Origin of the sequence: Corynebacterium sp. ACRQJ, assembly GCF_022346045.1 — a bacterium.
In the GTDB taxonomy this organism is placed as follows: domain Bacteria; phylum Actinomycetota; class Actinomycetes; order Mycobacteriales; family Mycobacteriaceae; genus Corynebacterium; species Corynebacterium evansiae.
This window is the reverse complement of record NZ_JAKRMT010000025.1, coordinates 1-15,347: the sequence shown is the minus strand read 5'-3', so window position 1 is coordinate 15,347 and position 15,347 is coordinate 1. Positions and strand designations below refer to the sequence as shown.

Sequence of the window (15,347 nt, the reverse complement as noted above, 5' to 3'; positions counted from 1 at the left end):
CCCCGCGCCCCCGATCCCTTCGGCGCGTTCCCGCCGCGCCGCAGCACCATGTCATCCACCGCCCCGCGGTACACCCCGCCTGACACGGCGAACCGCTCGCGCACTTCCCACTCGGCCACGCCCGCGCGCAGCCGCAACGCCGGCACTCGCCCCCGCTCCGCCAATTCTGCGCGCTTGGCCTCCCGCTCCGATTCTCCCAGGTCGCGGCACGTTCCCGGGTACGCTCCCGGCGCGGCGTGCGGCGCGCGGACCGCCTCGGCGATGTCCTTCCGCGAGCAGTAGCACTCGTACACAAGCCCCTTTTCTCGCAGGTCCTGTAGCGCTGTTTCGTACTCTGACCAGCACTCTTGTTGACGCCACAGCCTCCCCTCGTACCCAATCCCCATAGTCGCAAGATCCAGTAGTTGCTGTTTTGCACTTTCTTCCGACGAGCGTTGAGCATCAATGTCGTCGATCCGCATCCGGAACTCGCGCCCTTCGTGCTTAGCGAACAGCCATGCCAGCACGGCAGTCCGGAAATTCCCCAGGTGTAGATCCCCCGAGGGGCTGGGCGCGTACCGCCCCGCCCCTCGGCTCTCCGCTTTCTGCGCTTGCGCCGTCTCCCCCGCCCGGCTGTCCACCTGCTCCGCTATCGCCGCCTCCGCTGCTCGCACCATGCCGTCGCCTCCTACTTCTCGTTTCCCTGGCAAGGCTACCCCTGGATCTGCACTACTTTTCTGCAATACTTTTCTGCGATACTTTGAAGCCAAGGGGAAAGCTCAACGTGTGGGGGAAATGTGGATCCGTTGGCGTGGGGGCGTCAGAAAGAAAAGACAACAACAACGCTGCTCATCGAGGCGAAAGAGCTTCCGAGCGGTGCGCGGCGAGGGCTGGCGCGCGGGCGGCGTCACTATAAGGTTGCGCCTGGGATCTACGCCGAGCGGGTGCACTGGGATGCGCTGCCGCGTGACGAAAAGGTACGTCTCCATGCGATCGCACACGGCCTGAGCTGCACAAACGGCGTGCTGTGCGGGCGTTCTGCGGCGCTGCTGCACGGGCTGCCGATCGCGGGGCGGGCGGACCCGAACGCGGAGATCGGGTACTACCCACCGACGGGAACTCGCAAGGTTTCCAACAACCGGATCATCCGACCACTGCACGCTGGCTCGAGGCAGAGATCGGATGAAATACAGATCACCACCGCCAACGGTCCGCGCGAAATTCGCCTAACCGGCATACTCGACTCAATAATCGACCTAGCCCGGTGGCATAGTGTGACGGATGCGGTCGTCGCAGCAGAGTCGATTGTTCGCACGAAATACGACAACCACGCAGTAGAAGTGTTTATTGCAGAAGTTCGTGAATGCCTACATTCCGCGCTGAATCTACGAGGTTTCAGCGAGGTCACGAAAGCTCTTCGACTGATCAACGGCGCCTCCGAAAGCCCGCGGGAATCTGAGTTAAAGGTAAAACTGTGGGAGGCCGGGCTGCCTGCTCCTCTTCAGCAGGTGGAGCTGCACTACGAGGGTTACTTCGCAGGTCGCGTGGACTTTTTCTACCCCTGCGGGCTGGTAATCGAGTACGACGGTCAAGGCAAGTACCAACCCGGCGTAACTGACGCGGACGCCAGCTTTACGCTGGACACGGGCAGCGTGATCAACGAAGAGGTTTTCGCCGCGCGGCAGATCCTTAGCGAGCGCGAACGCGAGCGGAAACTGCAGAACCTGGGCCTGCGCATTTACCGGGTGGATCGCAATAACTTCCGAGATGGCAGTGCCGTGGCGGACATCTGCAGAATCCATCAGCAAATGACACGACAAGGGCTCGAGTTCCCCGCCACCAACTACCGGGGAGGCGTCCCAGCGTGGGAATAGCAGCTCCTGACTGGAGGCAATTGCTTTCCTAAGGAGGAAGAATAGCCTCAGCGCGGGAATAAGTTCGCCGGCAAGACATACATCGAGTCGGCTTGGAAGACGCCAAATCCGGCAGGGCGATTCTAAGCCCGTTTAAGCGACTTTCTTCGCGCTGAGAGGGTTCAGGGTGCGCCGATCAGCCTGACGAGCGATTGCCGTTTTGCAAGATTTCCGACACTTAGGCAGCCAAATGTCCCAAATCTTCCACTCTGTTTTTATAACTTTCTATTTGCGCAGGTCAAAAGGGGTATCAATTTTTACTTCAGACTTGCTACCTGCCGAAAGTGGAAGATTTGGGACATTTGCGTTTTAGCCCACCCTGGCGCACGGCAGCTCTGAGGCCAGTGGGGCTGATGTGACGTCAGCTAGGCATCAACCGAGGAGGGGGAAGCGCTTGGCTGGCGAGCCTGGGCGGAGAGTGGGGCCAGTGGGGCTCATGTGACAGCGTGGAAACCTGGGCATGGGAATGGGGAGGAATGGGTGCGGAGAATAGGCGCGGGAGGGAGATTCGGCAATGCAAGGGAGGGAATCGGTGGCGTGGAAGAGGGATTCGGTGGTGTTGGAGGGGAAATCGGCGGTGTGGGATGGGGAATCGGCGGCGCGGAAAGGGGCGCCGGCGGAAGAGGAAGATAAAATAGGGCGCCATGGCCGACAATCAGGAAAACACCAGCGCGGACGCGGGCGCGGGCGCCGCAGACCTATCCTTCGAGGTGCGCACCCGGCTGCGCGATAGCGACAGTGCAGACGCGGGCGCGGCCGGAAACGCAGGCGCAGCTGGAAGCGCGGGCGCAAGCGCGCGAGTAGACGGAGGCGCGGGCGGAGCCGGAAGCGCAAGCGCGGGCGGGCTGGGGCGTACGGGCGTCATAAAGACTCCGCATGGGAACATCCACACCCCAGCGTTCATCCCGGTGGCGACAAAAGCAACGGTCAAGACCCTCACGCCCGAGCAGGTGCGGTCGACGGGCGCGCAGGCGATGCTCTCCAACGCGTACCACCTTTACCTGCAGCCGGGCCCGGACATCGTGGACGAGGCCGGCGGGCTCGCGACCTTCGAGAACTGGCACGGGCCGACGTACACGGACTCCGGCGGCTTCCAGGTCATGAGTCTCGGCGTGGGCTACAAGAAAGTCCTGGCCATGGACACAAAAGGCCGCAGCGAGGCGGACATCATCCAGCAGCAGAAAAAGCGCATGGCCGTGGTGGACGAGGACGGCGTAGATTTCCGCAGCGTCATCGACGGCAGCAAGCACCGCTTCACCCCTGAGGTGTCGATGCAGATCCAGCACCAACTGGGCGCGGACATTATGTTCGCGTTCGACGAGCTCACCACGCTGGTGAATACCCGCCCCTACCAGGAGCAATCCGTCGCACGCACGCATCGCTGGGCTCGTCGTTGCCTGGCGGAGCACCAGCGCCTCACGGACTTGCGCACGCACCGCCCACCGCAGTCTCTGTGGGGTGTGGTGCAGGGCGCGCAGTACGAGGATCTGCGCAGGCAGGCCGCGCGCGGGCTGGTGCAGCTGTCCGAGGAGGCGGAGGCGCAGGGCAACCGCGGTTTCGGCGGCTTCGGCATCGGCGGCGCGCTGGAGAAGGAGAACCTCGGCACGATCGTCCGCTGGGTCGCCGAGGAGCTGCCGGAGGATAAACCCCGCCACTTGCTCGGCATTTCGGAGCCGGATGACCTGTTCACGGCGATTGAGGCCGGCGCGGATACGTTCGATTGCGTCGCGCCGACTCGCCTGGGCCGCCGCGGTGGCGTGTACACGCTGGACGGTCGGCTGAATCTTATGGGTGCGCGGTTTAAGAGGGATTTCTCTCCTATTGACGCCGCAGTAGGCGGTTATGTCTCGGAGAATTATTCGCGCGCTTATATTCACCACCTGCTAAAGGCGAAGGAGTATCTGGCCGGGACGTTGTGCACCCTGCATAATCTGCATTTCATGGTGGGGTTGGTGGACCGGATTCGCGAGTCCATGGAGCAGGGGCGTTTCTATGAGTTCCGGGAGGAGTTCATGGGGCGCTACTACGGCCCGGCATGGCGGGAGCGGCTGGGTTAGCGTTTGCGGGAGCCGCCGCTAGCGCGCCGGCTCCAGCGCACGCCCTTCGTCGTCGAAGCGCTGGATCTCGCCGGAGCGGAAATCGCGCTCCAGCTGCGAGCCTTCAACGTCGAAGGTCGGCAGTATGCGGTCCAGCCACTTGGGCATGTACCAGGTGGCCTTTCCAAGTAGCACCATCATGGCGGGGATGAAGGTCATGCGCACGAGGAAGGCGTCGAACAGCACGGCGGCGCCTAGCGCGAAGCCGAAGATCTGCACGAACGGCAGAGGCTGGAAGATGAAGCTGGCGAACACGCCGATCATGATCAGCGCCGCCACGGTCACGACCTTCGCACCCATGCCGAAGCCGAAGATCACGGAGTCTTCAACGGGCGTGTACTTGGAGGTCTTCGCGGCCTCGAAGGATTCGTGCTTGAAGCGTTCTCGCATGCGCGACACGATGAACATTTGGTAATCCATCGCCAGTCCGAAGGTCACGCCGATGAGGAAGATCGGCATGAAGCTGATCAGCGGCCCCGGCGAGTTCCACAGCCCGGCCCAGCCTTCCTGCCAGACCAGCACGGTCAGCCCGAAAGCGCCGCCGACGGAGAGCAGGAATCCGAGTGCCGCCATGATCGGCACGGTGATGCTGCGGAAGATCATCAGCAGCAGCACGAGCGCCAGCCCGACGACCAGCAGGAGGTATATCGGCATGGCGTCCGACAGTTGGTCGGTGACGTCCTGCTGGATGGGGATCAGGCCGGTGATGCCCATGTCCACGCCGGTTTCCTTCTCGATCACGTTCTGCTGTCCGCGCAGCGCGTGGATGAGCGTGGCGGTGCCCTCTTCGGTCGGCCCACCTTCGGGCGTGATCAGCAGCTGCGCGGCGAGCCCATCCTCGCTCTGGCCGATGAGCTGCGCGTGCTTCACATGAATGTTGCTGCCGAGGTTCTCCATCGCATAGATAAATGACGCCTGCGCCGCGGCCTTGGTCTTGTCGCCAGCGCCCTGGCCAGCCTCCGCGCCCGGCGCGTCCTGCGCATCTCCGCCGCCACCCTGCGCGTCCGCCTGGCCCTGAATGTAGGTGGCGAGCGCCGGCGAATCCGGGTTTGCGTTCTCGCCGTTAACGACCACCAGGAACGGAGCGTTGCGGCCTGGGCCGAAGCCTTCCTCGAGCATCTCGGCAGACTTCCGCTGCGTGGAGTCCACGTTCGCCGTCTTATCATTCGGCAGCGAAAGCTGCAGGTTCAGCGCCGGGAGAGTCAGCGCGGCCAGCACCAGCATCACCACTGCAATGGAAATTCCAGGGAAGCTGTAGACCAGCTTGATCCAGCGGCTCGCCAGGCCTTGCTTGTGCTGACCGTCGCCCGCGCGCTGGCGCTCCCCGTCATCCCCGCCAACGCGGACCGCACGCCCGCGCCCCGCCGGACCGCCCGTGAAATACCCGTGCGCCGCATCCTCCCCCACGAGGGCGGAGGCGTACTGCTGCCCAAACGTGGCGTCCTTACGAAAGACCCGCGAGCCACACGCCCCCAGCAGCGCGGGCAAGAACGTCAGCGCCACAGCCACCGCGACCATCACGCTGATCGCCGCGAAGTAACCCATGTACGACAGGAACGGAATGTCTGCCAGGCGCAGGCCGACCAGCGCGATCGTCACCGTCAGACCCGCGAACACCACCGCCGAACCCGCAGTTCCCGCGGCCAGGCCAATCGCATCCGGGCGTGACCGCCCCTGCCGCAGCTCGTCGCGGTAGCGCGACATGATGAACAGCGCGTAGTCGATGCCGACCGCCAGGCCGATCATTAGGCCCAGCGTCGGCGTGATGGAGTTCAGCGGCAGCACCGCCGTCGCACCCACCGTCACCAGAGCGCCAATACCCACGCCCACGATCGCGGTAGCCAGCGGCAGCCCCGCCGCCAGCAGCGAACCGAACGTGAAGAACAGGATGATCAGCGCGACCACCACACCCGCGATCTCCGAGATCGGCTCGACGGCGATGGGGTCGCCGAAGCCGGGGCCGCCGACCTCCACGTCCATGCCCGCGTCGCGCGAAATCTGGATCGCGTCGTACACCGCCTGCCGATCCTCGTCGGTCACGTCGGCGGGCAGCGGCACGTCGTAGCTGAAGGTCATGGTGCCGTAGCGCCCGTCGGCGGAGTACATCCGCAGGTTCTCCGCGTCGGATTTCGCGGTGGCTTCGGGCATGCCCTGCTTCGTCATCTGGTCGACGAGCATCTTGCCCAGCTTGTCGTTGAGCTCTACGGGGTTGCCGAACTGCATGCCCTCTTTGAAGTCGGGCACGTTATTTCTTAATGACGCCACCGTCTCATCCATTGCCGCCATCAGCTCTGGGTCTTCGAGTTTCTTCCCCTCCGGGGCTCCGAAGACTATGTTGACGTCGGTGGATTCGGCGGGGTTTTTGGTGCCCGGGAATTTCTCTTGGAGCATTTCCGTGGCGTGCGTGGAGGGCACATCTTTGATTTCGAAGATGTCGTTGAAGCCCTTTTGGAATCCCAGCGCTGCTGCCGCGATGCCGACGAACAGTAACAGCCAGGCGGCGATCACCCGCTTCTTGTGCAGGTAGGACCATCGTCCGAGGTTAAACAGGATTTTCGCCACTGGTTGACCTTCCGCCGGCTGGGATGTTCGTTCTGTTTTGCGTCTTGCGTTCGCGCAGTCTTGCGTTTGTGGTTGCGGCTTCCCACGCCGCAGACAGTTCTCGAAATATACATCCTACAGTAGCCAAAAGCCCAGGTGGGTTGTGACAGGTGTGACGTGTGTTGCTAAAGCTTCCGGGCGGACCTTTCGTCCCCTCCTTCTAGGCGCGCTTCCAACTTCCCCATCGCGCTCAACCCAAGGGCAAATGTCCCAAATCTTCCACTTTCGGCGGGTAGCAGGTTTGCGGCAAATTTTCGCAACCTTCTGACCTGCGGAAACAGAAAGTTATAAAAACAGAGTGGAAGATTTGGGACACTTTCCCATGTCCACAACCGCTCACCACACCTCCCAAGTGCCCTTTTCGGTGCATTTCCCAAATGCGGGACGCAGTTTTGCACCCTTATTGAGGTATCCCCCAGCCACTTTCAGGCCGTCTACGGCGCTTACAGCGCTTCGCCCTCTCTTACCTCCCCAATAGAGCGCCCTAATTTCGCCAAAACCTGCCCATTTTCCGCCGCGAGCCCCTTGCCTCCGACTCAATGTCCCAAATCTTCGAGTTATTGAAAGTAGCATATCTGAAGCCAAAATTTGCGCCCCTCTGACCTGCGTAAACAGAATAGTTATATTCTAATACGTGGAATTTGGGACATCCCCACCTCGGCGACCCTCATTCCCAGCCCTACGCACCCGGTCGCGCACCTCGCGCACCAGAACCCAAGCCCCCGCGCACGCAAAAACCGCGCGCCGCCTCCCAGTGTTTAACCGGAAAACAGCACGCGGTAAAAAATTTTGGCGGTGGCGGAGGGATTTGAACCCTCGGTTGCTACTAACAACACTCGCTTTCGAGGCGAGCACCTTCGGCCGCTCGGACACGCCACCATAGTCAGCGATTGCAGACTCGTACTAGCGTAACACCCCCACATTTTCGCAACAAAACCCCGCCCTACACACGCGAAAGCCCGCCACGAACCTCAACCAGTTCGCAGCGGGCTCCCGCCTTAGCGGTTTCGGACTTACTTGTCGCCGAGGAGCTTGTCCATGCCCTTGTTCAGGCCGTCCTTGGCCTTGTCAGCCTTGTCGCCGTCCAGCTTGCCGTCGATGGCCTTCTCAGCACCGTCCTGAATCTTGTCGCGGTGCTCGCCTGCCATGTCCTTTGCCTTGTTCAGATCCATTGATCTCTCCTTGTGTCTATTGCCACTAACTTTGTTCTAATTTGTGCGCCCCAGCCGCAGCATTCGTACGACCAGGACGCTCGATTTCCAACGTAGGTTCGTTCTGCCATTCTCGCCACCACCGAGCCGTCTTCCCAGCCTTCAGACGCCCACTCCGATCGCAAAAGCACTGTTCAGAACCACTTATTAATTTTCTATAACACTTATTGACGCCCCCTCATCCTCCGCATCCTCACCCCTCCCTTGGGCCTCGCAGCCTGAGTAGGCGGGGATGTCCGGGGACTGCGTCGGCCACGGAGAATTCCAGCAACCGAGCAATACGAGTCGGGCACACCCGGCGGAGGCGCCAGCGCAGGCGCGCGGGTCAAGCATATCCAGCACGCGCACGGGCGCGCCGTGGAAGAACCGCAAGAAGTAAAGCCCCTGCTCCTGGATAGGCGAATTATCCAGGAGCAGGGGCTCCCTCTCAGCATATCCAGCACGGGCGGGGCGCGCCCGTGCGCGGGCGGGCGGGCAAGCGCGGGCTCGCGCGCTTAGCGCAGGCGGGCGAAGAACTGCCGCAGCAGTTCTTCGCATTCCCCGGCCAGCACGCCTCCGCGGACCTCCGCCCAGTGCAGTGGGGACTCCCGCGGCACATCCCAGACGCTGCCGCATGCCCCGGTCCGGGGCTCGTAGGCTCCGAAGATGATACTGCCAATTCGCGCCCCGACCAGCGCCCCCGCACACATGGCGCAGGGTTCCAGGGTGACGACCAACGTGCAGTTTTCCAGCCGCCAGGCGTCCCCGAGCTCCTGCACGGCTTCCCGGATGGCGAGGATCTCCGCGTGTGCGGTGGGATCATTGTCGGCTTCGCGCCGGTTAACGCCCCGCCCGAGTTCCCGCCCGTCCGGGCCGAGAATCACAGCTCCGACGGGAACGTCCCCGGCGGGAGTCTCCGCAGCGATGTCCAGGGCGCGGCGCATCAGCGCTTCCGCGCGCGCAGCCCCGGCGACCTGCGGCAATCCGCCGCCCACGCACGCCTGAGCCTCAGCATCACCGCGTACGCCAGCCCCGCTGCACGCGCCTGGCAACCCACCGCGCGCCTCAGCATCACCGCGTACGCCAGCCCCGCCGCACGCGCACGCCTCAACGCCAGCCCCGCGCCGCTCGCCACACAGCTCAGCCCCATCGCGCAACTCAGCTGCGTCACGCACTTCAGCCCCATCGCGCATCTCAGCTGGCTCGGCACCACCCCACGCGCCCGGCGCGCCCTCCACCCCCACCGGCTAGAACTCCAGCTCCACGCCCACCAGGTCCGCCAGCTCGTCGGCGAAGCCCAGCTCGTCCGCCACGCGCAGAACCTGCTCCGCCCCGTACAGGTCATCGTCGTAGAAGATGATGGACATTATCTGCTCGCTCGCACCCAAGTCCTCCAGCAGGTCGAAGTCGCCCTCGGGCCACGGGTCATCTGAAGCGTCGGCCTCCTCTTCCGAAGGCTCGTCAATGTCCAGGGTGTCCAGCACCTCGCTGGCAATGTCGTAATCCAACGCGGCGGTGGCGTCACTAAGTAAGATCCGCACGCCGCTCGGCACCGGGCGGAGCACAACGGACCAGTCGTCCTCGATGCACAGCAGCCCCACGATCGGGCCTTCCGCACGCGAAGCCCGCAACTCCGCGATGAGGTCAGGCAGGCTTTCCGTTGCGCGGGTGGGGAGTTCGCGCAGGTGCCAGTGGCCGTCGGTGCGGATGGCGGAGACGGCGAAGGTCAGGTCGCCGCCGCCGTCGCCGCCGTCGCTGCTGCCGTTATCGAAGCTGTCGGTGCTCATGTCCCCCAACGCTAGTCTGCTTTGTGGAACACTGGGTAGCGTGAGCCACGAAATTTCTTCCGACTACCGCCTGAGCACCCTCCCCGAGGATCGCCGTCCGCTATGCATCCTGGGTCTGGGGCTGATCGGCGGTTCGCTGATGCGCGATGCGCAGGCCGCCGGCTGGCCCGTGTTCGGCTGGAATCGGTCGGAGAAAACCGTCACCCGAGCGCGCCGCGATGGCTACGACGTGTCGGGCGACCTCGAGGCAACGCTCCGCCGCGCCGAGGAAGCCGATGCGCTCTTGATCCTTGGCGTGCCGATGCCCGCGCTGTCTTTTCTTCTTGACGCCATATCTCAGCACGCCCCGACCTGCGGCTTTACTGACGTGACCAGTGTGAAGCAGGAAGTGCACGACCTCGTGGAGGCGAAGGGCATGTCCGATCGCTTCGTGGGTGGGCATCCGATGGCTGGCACCGCAAACTCGGGCTGGCAGGCGACGATGCACGGGCTGTTCCGGGGTGCCGTGTGGGTCGTGACGTATGACAACGCGCGCGAGCTCGCGGGGGCTCGCGCAGGCGCGGGCGACGCAGGTTCCAGCGCGGCAGGCGGCGGCGCGACTTCGGGCGCAGCGGCAGGCACGGGTTCCAGCGCGGCAGGCGCGTCCGCAGGTGCAAGTTCCAGCACGGCAGAGGCTCCCAGCGCCGACGCCGACGCGACCAGCAAGCGCTGGCTGGATACGTGGGTGCGCGTGGTCGGGCTGGCCGAGGAGGTCGGCGCGTCGGTAATCCCCGCCATCGCGCGCCGGCATGACAGCGCCGTGGGGCGTGTCAGCCACTTGCCGCACATCCTCGCCGAGGCGCTGGCAGTCGCCGGCGATAGTGGAGGTCCGCTGGCGCTGAGCCTGGCGGCGTCAAGTTTCCGCGACGGCACGCGCGTGGCTGGCACGGATCCGGATCTGGTGCGCGCGATGGTGGAGAACAACCGCCCTGCCGTGCTGGAGGCCTTGGACCAGACCATCGAGCTGCTGCAGGGTGCGCGGGAGGATATTGCCCACCCGGATCGGTCCCTGAAAACCCTTGCCGAGGATGGCCACGCCGCACGCGGGCGCTTCGAAGCGCGGGCAGGCCGCAACAAGGGCGATGCTTCCAACCGGCCGATTATCCGCGTGCGGCCGGGGGCGCCGGGTTGGCTGGATCAGCTTCGCTCGGCGGAGTCCATGGGCGCGCAGATCGGCATTTTCTAGCAGTCGTCCTTTGTCTTCGCCGGCGGGGCGCCTTCCAGCACGTCAGGCAGCTTCTTCGCCAGGGAATCTGCGCCCGCCCACGCAGTCGGCTCCAACCCATCGTTGGGGATCGCCATAATTGCCACGGGGGTCATTTCCCCGTTCGGGCCAGGCACCAGCCCCAGCTGCCGGTAGATGAACCGCCCGTCCGGCTCCGGGCCCCAGCCGCCCTTAAACTGCGCGCCCTTGATTTTCGCCAGCCCATAGCTGTGCTCCGGGATGATGTGCTCCATGCGCGTCAGCACCTTGTCGGAGCCATTCATGCACCGGAACCCGTTCATGAATTTCACCTGGTCCGTCAGCTTCCACTTAATCGCGCCGAACCCGATGTAGACCCCATCTTCAAACTGCTTCGCCGCGTTCGTCGGGTCGCCTACGCGGTGCATGTAATCGCGCACTTTGTAGGAGGCGGTACGGTCCGAGCCGTCGCCGACATACATCCAGAGCCGAAACGCGGCGTCATTATCCGAATAGTGGATCGCCGCGTCCATGTCGGCTTCCATCGCGGCACGCGGGGCGGGCTGGCCGTGGGCTTCCGCGTGGCGCAGCTTTTCCTCGACCGCGCCTGCGATCGGCACCTTGATGGTCGACCAGGCGCCCTCCTCGTTGAGCTTGCCCGCGTGCAGCGGACCGTTCTCCCCGAGGATTGCCACGCCGACCTGCACGTTGTTCTTCTTGGCGATGTCGGCTGCGAGCTTGTCGAGCTTCTGCTGCTGTTCCTCGTCGGTCGGCGGGGTAGCGTCGGCGCCTTCGGTGTCGCCGGTGTAGGGTGCGGCGGCAGTGTTGGCGGCGGGTGCGCTCTCTTCGCCCTTCTTAGTGACGCCCCCTTCCCCGCCGCTTAGCCCCATCACCAAACCGACCGTGATGGCAAGGACGGCGGCTCCCACTGCGAGGCCTGCGACGACGCCGCCGCGGCGTGCGCCGCGGCCGCCGGCAGCTTGCCCGGCGGATGCAGCTTGCGCCTCGGCCTGCCCACCGGCAGCCCCCTGCTGCGCACCCGTCTGCGTCTCCGGCTCGCCCGTGTACATCCCACGCCAGCCCTGAGAGCGACGCGGAGCGCCATCGGGGCGCTCATTGCTCGCCATTTTCCCTCCTTGACCAGCTATTTCCTTAACCTCTTCCACCTCAGCGGCGCAACCTCCACCGCTTGACGATTCCGAGAGCGATCGCGTTCAGTCTAGCCAGGAATACCCAGGCTCGCGCCCCATACACTCCCGTTGCCGAGACTCTTAACCCCCTCCGGCAATACTCTTAACCTCCGGCGACGACATGCTTACTTCTCCAGTAGCAAAACTCGCCGTAGACCTCCCCAGCTTCGCCTCAAAACCGCCAACTCCCCCTCAAAACCGACCGCCCCCCTCTCATTTGAGCCCGCTTGGCCCACCTTCAGCTCCGGCGGAAGCGTTTGCGAAAGCCCAGATGTCCCAAATCTTCCACTTTCGACGAAAAGCAAACTTGCAGCAAAATTTTACACGCCCCTGACCTGCGCAAACAGATAGTTATAAAAACAGAGTGGAAGATTTGGGACATCCCCCTTCGCGCCAGGCCTCCAAAAAGCCCGACCTTAGGCAATTCCCGAATGAGGGGCGCATTTTCACACCCCTACCCAGGTATCCCCTGCCCCGGTTTCGGCCGTCTATGGCGCTTACAGCGCTTCGACCTGAAACCAACCCCCACCGCATCTGCCTGCAGACCTGCCACCAACGCGCCCACGGACTTGCTACAGGCGCACTGCAGCCACAGCCTCGGGGGAGAAATGTCCCAAATCTTCGAGTTATTGGAAGTAGCGGGTTTGCGACCAAATTTCGCAGACCTCTGACCTGCATAAACAGAATAGTTATATTTTAAGACGTGGAATTTGGGACATCCTGCCCGCAGGGTCAGGCTCGGCACGGCGTCAGGCGCCGGTCAGGCCCGGCGCGAACGCCTCCTGCCCGCCAGCTAGGCCGGTCCGCCAGCTAGACCTGCCCGGCAGCTGGACCTACTTCGACATCTTCCGTCCGCCGAACCAGCCCAGCGCGAGCGCCAGCACCAGCCCGGCCGCAGCCACCGCAAGATACCGCCCGACGTAATCTCCGCTGGTCTGCGGCGTTTTCGGCGGAGCAGGAGTGGTGTCCGCTGTCAGCACGCTGGACGTGTCGCGCCCGCTGGTGACGTCCTCGATCCAGGCTGCGGCGTCCGAAAGCGTGGTGATGGCCGCCGTCGGCGAGGGCAAGTCCGGGTCTCCGTTGGCCGTCCCCGCGGTCGCGAGGCCGGCGAGTTTGCCGCCGACGAAGAACGGTGCGCCCGAGTCGCCGCCCTGCATCGCAGCGCGCGAGAGGGACTCTGCCTCGAGGATTCCCCCGACGATTTTTGGCATGACGCCACCCGCCTCACCTGCAGAAACCTCCCCACCGCCCATGGCGATCTCGGCGGGGACAGACTCCACGCCTTCGGGGTTTGCGGCTTCCGCGGAAGCTGAAGACTTCGGCGCGCTGGACTTTCCGGAGGCCTCCGAGGTCGGCGTGTCTGGCTTACCCGACTTGCCCGACTGGCCTGGCACGGCGGTGCCGGGGGCAGGGGATCCGGGCTCCGGCATGGCCCCGCCGCCCGCGCCCGGCCCAGCGAGAACCTCCCGCACTCGCATCCGCGCCACCGGCAGATCGCCCTTGCGCGCCATCAGCGAGCTGCTGCTCCAGCCGTAGAGATTCCCCCCGTCGCCCACGCCCGGCATGCTATCGGCCAGCTCCGCCGGGGTAACTCCCTCGACGGGCTTGGTGAGGTGCAAGAGCCCGGCGTCCATAACAGGCGACAGCGACCACGAATCAGCATCGTAGACAGCACCCGCGATGCGCGCCTGCGTGCCCTCGTTGGAGACAGATTCCAGGCAGTGCCGCGCCGTCAGCACCCACTGCGGGGCCACGAGCGTGCCCGTGCAGTCGCCGAAGTTGCCAACGCGCCCGATGCGCAGGGATGCGACCGTCCGCGATTCCGCGTTGTCCGGCGCGTGCTCGCCGTATTCCAGCGCGCTGGCGGGGGCCGCGCACGCGCCGGACAGGGCTGCTGCAGCCGCGATGGCTGCCGTTCGTAGTGTCAGTTTCTTCATGCTCGTTCCGCTCCTCGTTCCCCCGCGATCAGCCGGACCACCTGCGCGACGCATCGCTCCGCTGGCCCTTGCCCTGCAAACAACTTCCGCGCCGCCCCGGCGGCCAGCTTCTTCCACGCCCACGCGAACGCCAGGAACGCCGCGATAAACACCGCAGCCCACAGGTCCGAGTGCAGCGACACGTGCGTCTGCCACCACAGAGCCGTAAGCACGTGCAGGATGTACACCGTCAGCGCCATCGAACCCAGCGCGACCAGCGGATTCGTAGCCTTTACGTGCCGCCCGACGATCAGGCTCAGGTGCAGCACGATGGCGGCCACGGCGATGGAGAGCACGATCTCGCCCAGCACGCCCGTGTGCCCGGTCGCGCGCGCCCAGCCGGGAAGGTCGGTCTGAAAGCGCAGGTAGAAGCCTATTGCTGCGGCGAGGCAGGCGATTGCGGTTGTTATCTTTGTGACGCCACCAGCCCCCGTGCCGTCCTTTCCCACGTACACGTCGAAGAGGATCATCCCAGCCAGGATGTACGCGACCCACGCGAGGTGGGGGTACGGAAGCGGGAGTTCCAGTGGGGCGTAGCGCCACGTGGCGGCGGCTGTGGCGATCAGCAGGAGCGCGACTTTCGCGGCCGTTGGCAGTGGAGGCACCCAGGCGGTGGCGAGCATCGTCGCGCCGAGGACGACCAGCACGACCTGGATCTCCCCGCCAGCGGGCAGAAGCGCCAGGCCGATGAGGGTGATCAGCGCCCCGCGGGCTGCGAGCTTCGCGATGGTCTGCATAGTGGGCGCCTTGTGCGCGCGACGCTCAACCGCCTGCTCCGTGGACGTTTGTTCTACGCCGGCGTGCGTCGACGCTGAGATCTGCGCTTGCGCGGCGGCCCGTGCGGTTGCATTGGTCCAGATGAGCATCATGGTCACGCCCGCGATCACCGCGAACAGTGCAGCCGGGAGTCCCGACAAGATCACCTTCGTTTGCCATAGCGGATGTCCGAGGTGCAGGTAGATCATCCCGAGGATTGCGAGTCCGCGGGCGATGTCGAGCCCGAGGATGCGCGGGCGCTTCTGCGTGCCATTGCTTCCCGCTGAGATCTCCATGCGCTCTGCGTTAGCCGCCCCGTCGGCTGCCGTTTCAGCGATGTTTGCGCTGGTGAGGGCTTGGTCTCCGCGGGTTGTCGCGGAGCTCCTAGAAGTAGGTGTTTTAATCACCCGGCTGTCTCCTTTTCAGTTCTCAGTTTCAATTCTCGAGTCGACAACTTGGGTCCAGTTCCCCAATTGAGTCTGCTGTTGAGTTCTCAAACTCTGTACTCGAGTTCAAAGTGCGTCCGCTATGCGGAACGATTGTCTTTTTTAATCCCCGCTTCTTAAGATTTCCTGCTGCCCATTTACAAGCCCCCTGTAAGTTTCTTCTAAGTTCCCCGCCCCGCCGAGCTGTTCCC

Annotated in this window: 11 protein-coding genes and 1 tRNA gene; 3 read left to right on the top strand and 9 right to left on the bottom strand. The window is 64.2% G+C overall.

From position 1 onward, the window contains the following. The coding region (locus MHX52_RS09785; RefSeq protein ID WP_239318016.1) for a glutamate--tRNA ligase family protein at positions 1-656 on the bottom strand (656 nt) is incomplete at its 3' end. Between the two features lie 120 nt (positions 657-776). Between MHX52_RS09785 and MHX52_RS09780 the strand changes: the two genes are divergently transcribed. Together MHX52_RS09780 and tgt are read left to right on the top strand one after the other, a co-directional pair. Beyond that, positions 777-1,853 (top strand): hypothetical protein, encoded by a 1,077-nt coding sequence (locus MHX52_RS09780; protein WP_239318011.1) that lies wholly within the window; start codon positions 777-779, stop codon positions 1,851-1,853. A gap of 683 nt (positions 1,854-2,536) precedes the next feature. Beyond that, the gene (gene tgt, locus MHX52_RS09775; protein WP_239318009.1) at positions 2,537-3,949 is read left to right on the top strand and encodes a tRNA guanosine(34) transglycosylase Tgt; all 1,413 of its coding nucleotides are present in this window, start codon (positions 2,537-2,539) and stop codon (positions 3,947-3,949) included. An 18-nt stretch (positions 3,950-3,967) separates the two neighbouring features. Here the strand turns inward: tgt and MHX52_RS09770 are convergent, their stop codons facing one another. From MHX52_RS09770 to MHX52_RS09750, 5 genes are all read right to left on the bottom strand, one after another. Continuing rightward, positions 3,968-6,550, bottom strand: coding sequence for an MMPL family transporter (locus tag MHX52_RS09770; RefSeq protein WP_239318008.1), 2,583 nt, complete (start codon positions 6,548-6,550; stop codon positions 3,968-3,970). Positions 6,551-7,379: 829 nt separating this feature from the next. Beyond that, positions 7,380-7,468 (bottom strand) — tRNA-Ser (locus MHX52_RS09765). Between the two features lie 134 nt (positions 7,469-7,602). Then, positions 7,603-7,761 (bottom strand): hypothetical protein, encoded by a 159-nt coding sequence (locus MHX52_RS09760; protein ID WP_239318007.1) that lies wholly within the window; start codon positions 7,759-7,761, stop codon positions 7,603-7,605. Positions 7,762-8,294: 533 nt separating this feature from the next. Next, positions 8,295-8,723 carry a nucleoside deaminase gene (locus MHX52_RS09755; RefSeq protein ID WP_239318015.1) on the bottom strand — a complete coding sequence of 143 codons (429 nt, stop codon included), beginning with the start codon at positions 8,721-8,723 and terminating at the stop codon, positions 8,295-8,297. Positions 8,724-9,026: 303 nt separating this feature from the next. Then, positions 9,027-9,566 (bottom strand): tRNA adenosine deaminase-associated protein, encoded by a 540-nt coding sequence (locus MHX52_RS09750; RefSeq protein WP_239318006.1) that lies wholly within the window; start codon positions 9,564-9,566, stop codon positions 9,027-9,029. 40 nt (positions 9,567-9,606) lie between these two features. Here MHX52_RS09750 and MHX52_RS09745 point away from each other — a divergent pair, with 40 nt between their 5' ends. Further along, complete coding sequence (locus MHX52_RS09745) at positions 9,607-10,791, top strand: prephenate dehydrogenase (protein WP_239318005.1); 1,185 nt, start codon at positions 9,607-9,609, stop codon at positions 10,789-10,791. Here the strand turns inward: MHX52_RS09745 and MHX52_RS09740 are convergent. The 3 genes from MHX52_RS09740 to MHX52_RS09730 form a co-directional block, all read right to left on the bottom strand. Next, a complete protein-coding gene (locus tag MHX52_RS09740) occupies positions 10,788-11,915 on the bottom strand; it encodes a hypothetical protein (RefSeq protein WP_239318004.1) in 1,128 nt (375 codons plus the stop codon). The two genes, MHX52_RS09745 and MHX52_RS09740, sit on opposite strands and share 4 nt — an antisense overlap. Positions 11,916-12,811: 896 nt before the next feature. Then, entirely contained in the window at positions 12,812-13,915 is a 1,104-nt protein-coding gene (locus MHX52_RS09735; protein WP_239318003.1) for a trypsin-like serine protease, read from the bottom strand. After that, the gene (locus tag MHX52_RS09730; protein WP_239318013.1) at positions 13,912-15,006 is read right to left on the bottom strand and encodes a hypothetical protein; all 1,095 of its coding nucleotides are present in this window, start codon (positions 15,004-15,006) and stop codon (positions 13,912-13,914) included. Before MHX52_RS09730 ends, MHX52_RS09735 begins: the two co-directional genes overlap by 4 nt. Positions 15,007-15,347 lie beyond the last annotated feature (341 nt).

Coding starts and splice junctions, on each gene's coding strand:
- tgt (WP_239318009.1), top strand. CDS start 2,537: ATGGCCGACAATCAGGAAAACACCAGCGCGGACGCGGGCGCGGGCGCC.
- MHX52_RS09760 (WP_239318007.1), bottom strand. CDS start 7,761: ATGGATCTGAACAAGGCAAAGGACATGGCAGGCGAGCACCGCGACAAG.
- MHX52_RS09755 (WP_239318015.1), bottom strand. CDS start 8,723: ATGCGCCGCGCCCTGGACATCGCTGCGGAGACTCCCGCCGGGGACGTT.
- MHX52_RS09750 (WP_239318006.1), bottom strand. CDS start 9,566: ATGAGCACCGACAGCTTCGATAACGGCAGCAGCGACGGCGGCGACGGC.
- MHX52_RS09740 (WP_239318004.1), bottom strand. CDS start 11,915: ATGGCGAGCAATGAGCGCCCCGATGGCGCTCCGCGTCGCTCTCAGGGC.
- MHX52_RS09735 (WP_239318003.1), bottom strand. CDS start 13,915: ATGAAGAAACTGACACTACGAACGGCAGCCATCGCGGCTGCAGCAGCC.
- MHX52_RS09730 (WP_239318013.1), bottom strand. CDS start 15,006: ATGGAGATCTCAGCGGGAAGCAATGGCACGCAGAAGCGCCCGCGCATC.